Genomic DNA, 11,871 nt, shown 5'->3' on the forward strand with positions numbered 1-11,871 from the left:
CTGAAAGTCTGGGCAGCGGGTATTCGCGCACCGGGTTTCCTCAAGGACATCGACGGTCTGGAAACCAACCGCATCAATCAGCTGCAAGTGTTGCCGACGCTGCAGACCACCCGCGATGAAAACATCTTCGCCTTCGGCGATTGCGCGGCGTGCCCGCAGCCCGGCTCGGATCGCAACGTGCCGCCCCGTGCACAAGCGGCGCACCAACAGGCATCGCTGCTGGCCAAATCGCTGAAACTGCGCATCGAGGGCAAGACCCTGCCGGAGTACAAGTACACCGACTACGGCTCGCTGATCTCGCTGTCGCGCTTCTCGGCTGTGGGTAACTTGATGGGCAACCTGACCGGCAGCGTAATGCTGGAGGGCTGGCTGGCGCGGATGTTCTACGTGTCGCTGTACCGCATGCACCAGATGGCGCTGTACGGTGCGTTCCGCACGGCGATGCTGATGCTGGGCAGCAAGATCGGTCGCGGCACCGAGCCACGCTTGAAGCTGCATTGATTTAAAAACGGTGGGAGCGGGCTTGCTCGCGAAGGGGTCGTATCATTCAACATTCATGTCGACTGATACACCGCTTTCGCGAGCAAGCTCGCTCCCACATTTTTTTCTGCGGTGCGGCGAGGTTTTTCGCAGGCAAAAAAAATCCCCGTATCTTGCGATACGAGGATTTTCAATATGGTCGGGGTAAGGGGATTCGAACTCCTGACATCCTGCTCCCAAAGCAGGCGCGCTACCGGACTGCGCTATACCCCGGTAAAAAAAAGGCGATCTTTCAAAGATCGCCTTCTTCGATCAGCGCTTTTGGCCTCTGATCTTAAGATTCGATCCCAGCGTTAACTGGTTTCAAAAATGGTGGGTCGTGTGGGATTCGAACCTACGACCAATTGGTTAAAAGCCAACTGCTCTACCAACTGAGCTAACGACCCAAAAATGGTCGGGGTAAGGGGATTCGAACTCCTGACATCCTGCTCCCAAAGCAGGCGCGCTACCGGACTGCGCTATACCCCGGCTTGAAATTGGCTCCGTGACCAGGACTCGAACCTGGGACCCAATGATTAACAGTCATTTGCTCTACCGACTGAGCTATCACGGAACTACATATTTCAATTTAAAACGGTGAAACTTGAAGCTTCTCGACATCGTTTTCGCATCGCTGCGTTCGTGTGTCTGAGGCGCGCTATTCTACAACCTAGAACACCTCTGTCAACCCCCTAAATTGCTTTCAAGTTAATGATTTGCAACTTATTTCAGTTTTCAACCCAGTGGGTTGAAACGCTGCCGGTGACTGACTGCGGGGCGCACTTTACAAGCCTTTTCCTTAGAGTTCAACAGCCTAACGAAAAAAAGGCCTCGCAAAGCGAGGCCTTCCTTATTTCATTGGCTTTGCAGCTCAGTCGAAAACGATTTCCTCGTTCACCACTTTGCCGGTTGCCGTGTCGCCTGGCAGGAAATGCCCCGACAGGATCAACTGCGCCAACGGGTTTTCGATCCAGCGCTGGATCGCACGTTTGAGTGGACGTGCGCCATAGACCGGGTCGTAACCAACGGCAATCAACTTGTCCATCGCTTCCGGGCTCAGTTCCAGCTTCAGCTCGCGCTCGGCCAGACGAGTGCGCAGACGGCCCAGCTGGATCTCGGTGATGCCCGCGATCTGATCCCGCGCCAATGGCTCGAAGATCACCACTTCGTCGACCCGGTTGATGAACTCCGGACGGAAGTGACTGGTCAGCGCGTCCATCACCGCTGCACGTTGCGCCTCACGGTCACCCACCAGCTCCTGGATCTGCGACGAACCGAGGTTCGAGGTCATGACGATCACGGTATTGCGGAAATCCACTGTGCGCCCGTGACTGTCGGTCAGACGGCCATCCTCCAGCACTTGCAGCAGGATGTTGAACACATCCGGGTGCGCCTTCTCCACCTCGTCCAGCAGGATCACCGAGTAAGGCTTGCGGCGTACCGCTTCGGTCAGGTAACCGCCCTCCTCGTAGCCCACGTAGCCTGGTGGTGCACCGATCAGCCGTGCCACGGAATGTTTCTCCATGAACTCGGACATATCGATCCGCACCATCGCCTCTTCAGTATCAAAGAGGAATTCGGCCAATGCCTTGCAAAGCTCGGTTTTACCGACACCGGTCGGGCCGAGGAACATGAACGAGCCGCTCGGACGATTCGGATCCGCCAGCCCGGCACGGGAGCGACGTACCGCGTTAGCCACAGCCACCACCGCCTCGTCCTGACCGATCACACGTTGATGCAACAGGCTTTCCATCTTCATCAGCTTGTCGCGCTCGCCTTCAAGCATTTTCGAAACCGGAATACCGGTCCACTTCGAAACGACTTCGGCAATTTCCTCTTCGGTCACCTTGCTGCGCAGCAACTGGTTTTCGCTCTTGCCGTGCTGGTCGACCATCTGCAGGCTGCGTTCCAGATCCGGGATCACCCCGTACTGCAATTCGGCCATGCGGTTGAGATCGCCTTTACGGCGCGCCGCTTCCAGTTCCTGACGCGACTGTTCGATCTTTTGCTGAATCTGCGCCGAACCCTGTACCTCGGCTTTTTCCGAGTTCCAGATTTCTTCCAGATCCGAGTATTCACGCTCGAGTCGGACGATTTCTTCCTGGAGTTTTTCCAGGCGTTTCATCGCCGCTTCATCGCTTTCTTTCTTCAGCGCCTGGGATTCCACCTTCAACTGAATCAGGCGACGTTCCAGACGATCCAGCACTTCCGGCTTGGAGTCGATCTCCATGCGGATACGGCTGGCGGCCTCGTCGATCAGGTCGATGGCCTTGTCCGGCAACTGCCGGTCAGTGATGTAGCGATGGCTGAGCTTGGCCGCAGCGATGATCGCGCCGTCGGTGATCGCCACTTTGTGGTGAACCTCGTAACGCTCCTTGAGGCCACGCAGGATGGCGATGGTGTCTTCTTCGCTCGGCTCGTCCACCAGTACTTTCTGGAAGCGCCGCTCAAGCGCCGCATCCTTCTCTATATATTGGCGGTACTCATTGAGCGTGGTTGCGCCGACGCAGTGCAGTTCACCGCGCGCCAGTGCCGGTTTGAGCATGTTGCCGGCATCCATCGAGCCTTCGCCTTTACCGGCGCCGACCATGGTGTGCAGTTCGTCGATGAACAGAATGATCTGCCCTTCCTGCTTCGACAGCTCGTTGAGCAGCGCTTTCAGGCGTTCTTCGAACTCACCGCGATACTTGGCACCGGCAATCAGTGCGCCCATGTCCAGCGACAGCAGACGCTTGCCCTTGAGGCCGTCCGGCACTTCGCCGTTGATGATGCGCTGGGCCAGACCTTCGGCAATCGCGGTTTTACCCACGCCAGGCTCACCGATCAGCACCGGGTTGTTCTTGGTGCGACGTTGCAGTACCTGAATGGTGCGGCGAATTTCGTCGTCACGGCCGATAACAGGGTCGAGCTTGCCGTCTTCGGCACGTTTGGTCAGGTCGACGGTGTATTTGTCCAGCGCCTGACGCGACTCTTCGTGGTTGGCGTCATTCACCGCCTCACCACCGCGCAGGTTGTTGATGGCGTTCTCCAGGGCTTTCTTGCTCACACCCTGGCCAAGCAGCAGCTTGCCGAGCTTGCTGTTCTCGTCCATTGCGGCGAGCAGCACCAGCTCACTGGAAATGAACTGGTCACCCTTCTGCTGGGCCAGACGATCTGCCTGATTGAGCAGACGCGCCAGATCCTGCGACATGTTGACGTCGCCGGTCGGGTTCTGGATTTTCGGTAATTGGTCGAGCTCTTTGGTCAGCTCTTTACGCAGGCTGTTGACGTCGAAGCCTACCTGCATCAGCAGAGGCTTGATCGAACCACCCTGCTGTTCAAGCATGGCTTGCATCAAGTGTGCCGGCTCGATGGCCGGATGATCGTGGCCGACGGCCAGGGATTGGGCGTCGGACAACGCCAATTGAAGCTTGCTGGTTAAACGGTCTATACGCATGGGGTCACCTTCCTTTTGAGCAGGCCGGACCTGAAAACCATCCTGAATAAAGAAACCTGCCAGATACCACTGTAGATGCGGTCGATTCTGGAAGATTCAAGCGTCGGAGCGTTGATGCAAGTCAGACAAGTCTAGCGGGTGAGCCAGACCAGGGAGGCGAATCGACCAGTGCGCGACGCACGGCGATAAGAAAAGAAGCGCGGGTCGGTCACCGTGCAGAAACCGCCGCCATAAACAGCAGTGACACCGCGTTCAGCCAGACGCAGGCGCGCCAGCAGATAGATGTCGGCCATGAACTTGCCAGCATTGTGGCTGGGGACGAAGGCGGATGCCGCCTCGGGGAGTTGATTGACGAAGACTTCCCGTACTTCCGGGCCGACTTCGAAGGCTTTCGGGCCGATGGCCGGGCCGAGCCAGACCAGTACGTCCGCCGCAGCGGTGTCGAGATGGTCGAGGGTGGCTTCCAGTACGCCCGCCGCCAACCCGCGCCAACCGGCGTGAGCCGCCGCGACGCGAGTACCGGCACGGTTGCAGAACAATGCCGGCAGACAATCCGCGGTCATCGCCGTGCAGGCAATGCCGGGAGTCGTCGTCCAACTGGCGTCAGCGGTGGCAACCACGCCCGGATCAGCATGGGCCACGGCAATTCCGTGCACTTGCTGCAACCAGGCAGGCTTTATCGAGAAGTGTTCGGTCAGACGCCGACGATTCTCGGCGACTGCTTCCGGGCGATCATCGACATGATCACCCAGATTGAGGCTGTCGAACGGCGCCTCGCTGACACCACCCTCGCGGGTGGTGACACAGGCCCTGACGCTGGCCGGCGCAGGCCAGTCCGGCGTCAGCCAGTTCATCCGACGAAGGCCTCGCGATCCTGCTTGAGCAGGGTCAGCAGCCAGACGAAATCTTCTGGCAGCGGCGATTCCCAGCTCATGCGCTCACCGGTGGTCGGATGATCCAGCTCAAGGAAGCGCGCGTGCAGGGCCTGACGCGGGAAGTGCTTGAGCGACTCGACCATGGTCGGGTTCGCGGCAGGCGGAATGCGGAAACGCCCGCCGTACGCCGGGTCGCCGACCAACGGGAAGTTGATGTGCGACATGTGCACACGGATCTGGTGGGTGCGGCCGGTTTCCAGTTTGACCCGCACATGCGTGTGGGAACGGAAACGCTCCAGCACGCGGTAGTGACTGACGGCGGGCTTGCCACCCTCCATCACTGCCATGCGCTGACGCTGCTGGCCGTGGCGACCGATCGGGGCGTTGATCTTGCCCCCGGCAGTCACCACGCCGATCACGATGCACTCGTAGATCCGGCTGACGCTGCGGCTTTGCAGCTGGGCAACGAGCTTGGTCTGCGCCTGAATGGTCTTGGCCACGACCATCAGACCGGTGGTGTCCTTGTCCAGACGATGCACGATACCGGCGCGCGGGACATTGATGATGTCCGGCACGTGGTGCAGCAAGGCGTTGAGCAAGGTGCCATCGGCGTGGCCGGCAGCCGGGTGCACCACCAGGCCCGCAGGCTTGTTGATCACCAGGATGTCGTCGTCTTCATAGACGATGTCGAGCTCGATGTCCTGGGCGATCCACTCGCCCTGGGCTTCCTGCTCGGCAGTCAGCTCAAGGATGGCACCGCCGTGCACGATGTCGCGCGGGCGGATGACCGCCCCGTCCACAGTCAGGCGACCTTCTTTGATCCAGGCGGAAAGGCGCGAGCGTGAGTGCTCAGCGAAGAGTTGGGCGGCGACTTGATCGAGGCGTTGGCCGCCCAAATCGGACGGCACCTCTGCGCGAAGTTCAATTTTATCGGACATGCTCTGACTGGGCGTCGGCACAGCCTTTGGTTTCGGCTGCGCGCTTGTGGTTAAATACGGCGTCTTTTGCCCCGAGGCTTTTCAACGGGGCGCTCATCATAACAGGACGGCCCCGCCCAAGACAGCGGCCGTCATAGGGACGCAAGCCGCCATGCAAGTGAAACACCTGCTGCTGATCGCCATCCTCGCATTGACCGCTGCTTGCTCATCGAAGGAAGTCGTAGACGAAAACCTCAGCGAAGCCGAGCTGTATCAGCAGGCTCAGACTGACCTGGACAACAACAGCTACACCAGCGCCACAGCCAAGCTGAAGGCCCTGGAGTCGCGTTATCCGTTCGGTCGCTACGCCGATCAGGCGCAGCTGGAGCTGATCTACGCCAACTACAAGAACGCCGAGCCGGAAGCTGCAAAGTCCGCCGCCGAGCGTTTCATTCGTTTGCATCCGCAGCATCCGAACGTGGATTACGCGTACTACTTGAAAGGTCTGACCTCTTTCGACCAGGACGTCGGCCTGCTGGCGCGCTTCCTGCCGCTGGACATGACCAAGCGTGACCCGGGTGCTGCCCGCGACTCCTACAACGAGTTCGCCCAGCTGACCAGCCGTTACCCGAACAGCCGCTACGCGCCGGACGCCAAGCAGCGCATGATCTACCTGCGCAACCTGCTGGCGGCCTACGAAATCCACGTGGCCGACTACTACCTGACCCGTCAGGCGTACGTTGCTGCTGCCAACCGTGGCCGTTACGTGGTGGAAAACTTCCAGGAAACCCCATCGGTCGGCGACGGCCTGGCGGTGATGACCGAGGCTTACCAGCGTCTGCACCTGGACGAACTGGCCGCCACCAGCCTGGAAACCCTGAAGCTCAACTACCCGAACCACCCAAGCCTGAAGGACGGTCAGTTCGTGCCTTCGGTTGCCGAAGCCGACAACCGTTCGTGGCTGAGCAAGGCCACTCTGGGCCTGATCGAGTCGCGTCCACCGCTGCCGCCGGGAGAAACCCGCGCCAACCAGGACGTGCAGAAGCAGTTCCAGGACGCGAAAGACGCGATCCCGAACGAGCTCAAGCCTAAAGACGAAAACGGCGAAGTGATCGAAGAAACCCACGAAGCCGCCGGCAACAACGACGACCGCTCGTGGTTCAGCTACATGACTTTCGGTATCTTCGACTGATCACACGGGCTGGACAAAAAAGGGAGATCTGCGGATCTCCCTTTTTTATTGCCAGGAATTAATAGTCTGTGCGCCTGCCGACTCCTTGGCTAAACTGCCGGATCATTAGTTGAAAAGCCGCCCATCATGCTTCGTTTACTGTTCTGGATTGTCCTGATTTTTGCTGCGGTGTGGCTGTGGCGTAAATTCAAGGCCCCTGCCTCATCGGCGCAATCGCACCGCGAGCAGGACGCCGCGCCAATGGTGCGTTGTGCCCATTGCGGCGTGCACCTGCCCCGCGACCGCGCGCTGAGCCTCGATAAACAGTGGTATTGCAGCCAGGCTCACCTTGAGCAAGGCCCGGGCAACAGTGATCGCTGAGGCCGCCAGCGCCGACAGCAAACAGGCTCAGCGTCTGCTGCGCCTTTATCATCTCTACCGTTTGAGCGTCGGCATCACCCTGGTGCTGCTGATCTCCAGCAACATGGACAACCGCCTGCTGACGTCGGCCGATGACGAGCTGCTGCGCAGCGGCAGTTGGCTGTATCTGGTACTGAACATTCTGCTGGTAGTGTTTCTGGAAAACACCCGGCGGCCGGCGCAGCTGTTCACGCTGGCTTTGCTCGATGTGCTGTTGCTGTGCAGTGTGTTCTATGCGGCGGGCGGCGTGGCCAGCGCTATCGGCAATCTGTTGATCGTCTCGGTGGCGATCGCCAACACGTTACTGCGCCGACGTATCGGCTTGCTGATTGCCGCCATCGGCGCACTCGGCATTGTCGGCTCAAGCTTTTTGCTGAGCTTCAGCCATCCCCTGAGCGCGAATGACTATCTGCAAGCCGGGACCCTCGGCGCGCTGTGCTTTACCGCATCGCTGCTGGTTCAGGGCCTGGTTCGGCGTCTGGAAGTCAGCGAACACCTCGCCGAACAGCGCGCCAGCGAAGTCACCAGCCTTGAAGCCCTCAACGCCCTGATTCTGCAACGCATGCGCACCGGCATACTGGTGCTCGACGAACAGCTGCGAGTGCAACTGGCCAATCACGGCGCAAAAAACCTGTTGGCCCAGTCGCATCTTGAAGGTCATTTGATCAGTGACCATTCGCCGGCATTGGTCGAGCGTCTGCAACTGTGGCTGAGCAACCCGACCCTGCGCCCCCAGAGTCTGAAGATTCCCGGCAACGGGCTGGAACTGCAACCGAATTTCATCGCCCTCGAACAAAGCCCCAACCAGCAAACCCTGGTGTTTCTCGAAGATCTCGCACAAATCGCCCAGCAGGCCCAGCAACTCAAACTGGCCGCGCTCGGGCGCCTGACCGCTGGCATCTCCCATGAAATCCGCAATCCGCTGGGCGCCATCAGCCACGCTGCGCAGCTGCTGGGCGAGTCCGAGGAACTCGATGGTGCGGATCGGCGTCTGACACAGATCATTCAAGACCACTCCCAGCGCATGAACCGAGTCATCGAAAATGTCCTGCAACTGTCGCGTCGCCAGCAAAGTGCCCCGCAGCGCCTGGATCTCAAGCCGTGGCTGGAACACTTCGTTGCCGAGAGCCGCGAACAGGCCACCGATCGACAGTTGATTCATCTGCGCATCAACTCCGGGGACTTCATCACCCTGATGGATCCCGACCAGCTCACGCAGATTCTCGACAATCTGTTACGCAATGGCTGGCGACACAGCGCCCTGCTGCATGAGCAGGCCGAAGTCTGGCTGGCGCTGTTCATCGATCCTGACAGCCAGCTGGCCGTACTTGAAATTCAGGATAACGGCCCCGGAGTGCCGCCCGATCAGCAGTCGCATCTGTTCGAACCGTTCTTCACCACCAGTAGCCAAGGCACCGGCCTTGGGCTTTATCTGTCCCGTGAGCTGTGCGAAAGCAACCAGGCACGCCTAGACTTCAAACCACGCCAAGGCGGCGGCTGCTTTCGCATCACCTTTGCTCACGGACGGAAACAAAGTTGAACACGAGCCCACGGCAAAAAATCCTCATCGTCGACGACGAGCCGGATATCCGCGAACTCCTGGAAATCACCCTGGGACGGATGAAACTCGACACCTTCAGCGCACGCAATCTTGGCGAAGCGCAAGCGTTGTTACAGCGCAATGCGTTCGACCTGTGCCTGACCGACATGCGCCTGCCCGACGGCACGGGGCTGGACCTGGTGCAGCACATCCAGCAGCGTTATCCACAACTGCCGGTGGCGATGATCACCGCCTACGGCAGCCTGGAAACCGCGATCAACGCCTTGAAGGCCGGAGCTTTCGACTTTCTCACCAAACCGGTGGATCTCGCGCGCCTGCGCGAACTGGTCAGCACCGCATTGCGCATGCCGGCGGTGGGTGGCGCCGGCACGTCGATAGATCGGCGCCTGCTGGGCGACTCGCAGCCCATGCGCGATCTGCGCAAACAGATCGACAAACTCGCGCGCAGCCAGGCACCGGTCTATATCAGCGGCGAATCGGGCAGCGGCAAAGAGCTGGTCGCGCGGCTGATCCACGAACAGGGGCCACGGGCCAGCAAGCCGTTTGTGCCGGTCAACTGCGGGGCGATCCCGTCCGAATTGATGGAAAGCGAATTTTTCGGTCATCGCAAAGGCAGCTTCACCGGTGCGGTCGAGGACAAACCGGGGTTGTTCCAGGCTGCCCACGGCGGCACCCTGTTTCTTGATGAGGTGGCCGATCTGCCGTTGTCGATGCAGGTCAAACTGCTGCGCGCAATTCAGGAAAAAGCCGTGCGCAGCGTCGGTGGCCAGCAGGAAGCGGTGGTCGATGTGCGCATTCTCTGCGCCACCCACAAGGACCTGGAAGCCGAAGTCGCTGCCGAGCGCTTTCGTCAGGATCTGTATTACCGCTTGAACGTGATCGAATTGCGCGTTCCATCCCTGCGCGAGCGGCGCGACGACATCGAAGTACTGGCGGGGCACATGCTCCAGCGGCTGGCCAGCGGCAGCGGCCAACGGGCTGCCCGCCTGCATCCGCAAGCGCTGGATGCGCTGAAGAGTTACCGTTTTCCGGGGAATGTGCGGGAGCTGGAAAACGTCCTTGAACGGGCGCACACGTTGTGTGAAAACCAGTTGATCGAGGCCGCGGACTTACGTCTCAGCGAAGGCAATTGCGCGGTCGAGGGCGGTATTGCCGACCTGACGCAGATCGACAATCTTGAGGACTATCTGGAGAACGTCGAGCGCAAGCTGATCCTGCAGGCGCTGGAGGAAACCCGCTGGAATCGTACGGCGGCGGCGCAGCGGTTGAGTCTGTCGTTTCGGTCGATGCGTTATCGGCTGAAAAAACTCGGTTTGGATTGAGTCTTAAAAGATCGCAGCCTGCGGCAGCTCCTACATTGGAATGCGATTCCTGTAGGAGCTGCCGCAGGCTGCGATCTTTTGCTTTTGCTTAGATGCGCCCCTCTGGCGCATAAGGCGCCGGATCAATAATCGGCGCCCGCCCCAGCATCACATCGACAAACAACTGACACGACGCCGGCGCCAGCACCAGGCCGTTGCGGTAATGCCCGCAGTTCAGCCACAAACCCTCAAACCCCGGCACCCGGCCGATATACGGAATCCCTTCGGGCGACCCCGGACGCAAACCCGCCCAATGCCCTACCACCTCGGCATCCGCCAGCGCCGGCAACAGCTCGACCGCCGAAGCCTTGAGACTCTCCAGCGCCACATCGGTCGGGGTCTTGTCGAAGCCTTCATGCTCCAGCGTACTGCCGATCAGGATGTGCCCGTCGCGACGCGGAATCGCATAACGCCCCTTGGCCAACACCATGCTCGGCAGAAAATCCGCCGCACACTTGTAGAGAATCATCTGCCCCTTGACCGGCTCCACCGGCAGCGTCAGGTCCAGGGTCTTGAGCAAATCACCGCTCCAGGCCCCGGCTGTCAGCACCACCTGATCGCCGCTGATCAAGCCCTTGGACGTCTCGACGCCCACTACCCGCTCGCCTTCGCGAACGAACCCGCTGACTTCACATTGCTCGTGAAGGGTCACGTTCGGCAGCGCCAGCAGAGCGGCTTTCAACGATTTGACCAGGCGCGGGTTACGCACGTTGGCCACATCGGCCATGTAGATCGCCCGTGAGAAACCGCCGCCCAACACCGGCACCGCGTCGTGCGCCGCCGAGATATCCACAGCCCGCAGCGGGCGGTTCTCCCGCGCAGCCCAGGCCAGTGCCTCGGCTTCATCGTCCAGATCCAGCCAGTACAGGCCGGTGGTGTGCACTTCGGGATCAACGCCGGTATCAGCAAACAGCCGCTCACCGAGCTGTGGATAAAAATCCTGCGACCAATGCGCCAGCGCGGTGACCGCCGGGCTGTAGCGCCACGGGTACAGCGGCGAAACGATACCGCCGCCGGCCCAGGACGACTCCTGGCCGACATTCGAGCGATCCAGCAGCACCACGCTGCGAACTTCGGAGGCGAGGTTGTAGGCGGTCAGCAGGCCAATCACCCCGCCACCGACAATCACCACTTGCTGTTGCCTGGTCATGTTTGATCCAACCGTAAAAAAGACAGTGGGCGCAAAAGGCGCCCTGAAGAAAGTACCTCAGCGGCCCCAGCAATCCTTGGTGGTCAGCCCGGTGGTAGCGTTGTTCATGCTCCTGACGCCAGTGTTGGTCAGGGTGAAATCCCCGCACTTGTCGGTCGCCATGGTGGTGCCGGCCTTGCGCGTGGCGGTCAGCAGAAAGGTCTGGTCGGCGATCGTCGGGGTGATGGTGTAGAAATCATTGCCCGTGCTCAGCCCGGTGATACCGGTGTAGACATTGTTTTTGGTGTAGAAGCGCTCGAGGATCTGCGCCTGCTCCGAGAGCAGCGACACCACTTCGCCGCGCCGGCCCTTTTTCAGGTATTCGGTGTAGCTCGGTGCGGCGATAGTGATGATGATCCCGATGATCGCAATCACGATCATGATTTCGATCAGGGTGAAGCCCCGGTTGACTCTGCGCATGC

10 protein-coding genes and 4 tRNA genes are annotated in these 11,871 nt (G+C 60.0%); 5 read left to right on the plus strand and 9 right to left on the minus strand.

The features are described 5' to 3' along the window. Positions 1-501: NAD(P)/FAD-dependent oxidoreductase (locus tag DBR18_RS12210; RefSeq protein WP_158275048.1), on the plus strand; the 501-nt coding region annotated here is incomplete at its 5' end. A gap of 175 nt (positions 502-676) precedes the next feature. On the opposite strand, the gene DBR18_RS12220 is transcribed toward DBR18_RS12210, so the two are convergent. The 7 genes from DBR18_RS12220 to rluD form a co-directional block, all read right to left on the minus strand. Further along, a tRNA-Pro gene (locus DBR18_RS12220) sits at positions 677-753 on the minus strand. 97 nt (positions 754-850) lie between these two features. After that, positions 851-926 (minus strand) — tRNA-Lys (locus tag DBR18_RS12225). Between the two features lie 5 nt (positions 927-931). Further along, positions 932-1,008: transfer RNA gene (locus DBR18_RS12230), tRNA-Pro, on the minus strand. A 9-nt stretch (positions 1,009-1,017) separates the two neighbouring features. After that, positions 1,018-1,093: transfer RNA gene (locus tag DBR18_RS12235), tRNA-Asn, on the minus strand. Positions 1,094-1,390: 297 nt separating this feature from the next. Further along, entirely contained in the window at positions 1,391-3,955 is a 2,565-nt protein-coding gene (gene clpB / locus DBR18_RS12240; RefSeq protein ID WP_108590505.1) for an ATP-dependent chaperone ClpB, read from the minus strand. A gap of 131 nt (positions 3,956-4,086) precedes the next feature. Next, positions 4,087-4,809: a peptidoglycan editing factor PgeF gene (gene pgeF, locus DBR18_RS12245; protein WP_108590506.1), complete on the minus strand. Its 723-nt coding sequence runs from the start codon at positions 4,807-4,809 to the stop codon at positions 4,087-4,089. Next, complete coding sequence (gene rluD / locus DBR18_RS12250; protein WP_007963852.1) at positions 4,806-5,768, minus strand: 23S rRNA pseudouridine(1911/1915/1917) synthase RluD; 963 nt, start codon at positions 5,766-5,768, stop codon at positions 4,806-4,808. The genes pgeF and rluD overlap by 4 nt, the downstream gene beginning before the upstream one ends. A 151-nt stretch (positions 5,769-5,919) precedes the next feature. Here rluD and DBR18_RS12255 point away from each other — a divergent pair, with 151 nt between their 5' ends. The 4 genes from DBR18_RS12255 (at position 5,920) to DBR18_RS12270 (ending at position 10,221) form a co-directional block, all read left to right on the plus strand. Continuing rightward, complete coding sequence (locus DBR18_RS12255) at positions 5,920-6,939, plus strand: outer membrane protein assembly factor BamD (RefSeq protein ID WP_108590507.1); 1,020 nt, start codon at positions 5,920-5,922, stop codon at positions 6,937-6,939. 126 nt (positions 6,940-7,065) lie between these two features. Next, positions 7,066-7,299 carry a PP0621 family protein gene (locus DBR18_RS12260; RefSeq protein ID WP_108590508.1) on the plus strand — a complete coding sequence of 78 codons (234 nt, stop codon included), beginning with the start codon at positions 7,066-7,068 and terminating at the stop codon, positions 7,297-7,299. Continuing rightward, complete coding sequence (locus DBR18_RS12265) at positions 7,289-8,878, plus strand: PAS domain-containing sensor histidine kinase (RefSeq protein WP_108590509.1); 1,590 nt, start codon at positions 7,289-7,291, stop codon at positions 8,876-8,878. Before DBR18_RS12260 ends, DBR18_RS12265 begins: the two co-directional genes overlap by 11 nt. Next, positions 8,875-10,221, plus strand: coding sequence for a sigma-54 dependent transcriptional regulator (locus DBR18_RS12270; protein WP_108590510.1), 1,347 nt, complete (start codon positions 8,875-8,877; stop codon positions 10,219-10,221). The genes DBR18_RS12265 and DBR18_RS12270 overlap by 4 nt, the downstream gene beginning before the upstream one ends. A gap of 88 nt (positions 10,222-10,309) precedes the next feature. Here the strand turns inward: DBR18_RS12270 and thiO are convergent, their stop codons facing one another. Next, on the minus strand, positions 10,310-11,410 hold the full coding sequence (gene thiO / locus DBR18_RS12275; RefSeq protein ID WP_108590511.1) for a glycine oxidase ThiO: 1,101 nt from the start codon (positions 11,408-11,410) through the stop codon (positions 10,310-10,312). A gap of 57 nt (positions 11,411-11,467) precedes the next feature. Continuing rightward, positions 11,468-11,869 carry a type IV pilin protein gene (locus DBR18_RS12280; protein ID WP_108590512.1) on the minus strand — a complete coding sequence of 134 codons (402 nt, stop codon included), beginning with the start codon at positions 11,867-11,869 and terminating at the stop codon, positions 11,468-11,470. Positions 11,870-11,871 lie beyond the last annotated feature (2 nt).

Source organism: Pseudomonas sp. HMWF021 (assembly GCF_003061005.1).
GTDB lineage: Bacteria > Pseudomonadota > Gammaproteobacteria > Pseudomonadales > Pseudomonadaceae > Aquipseudomonas.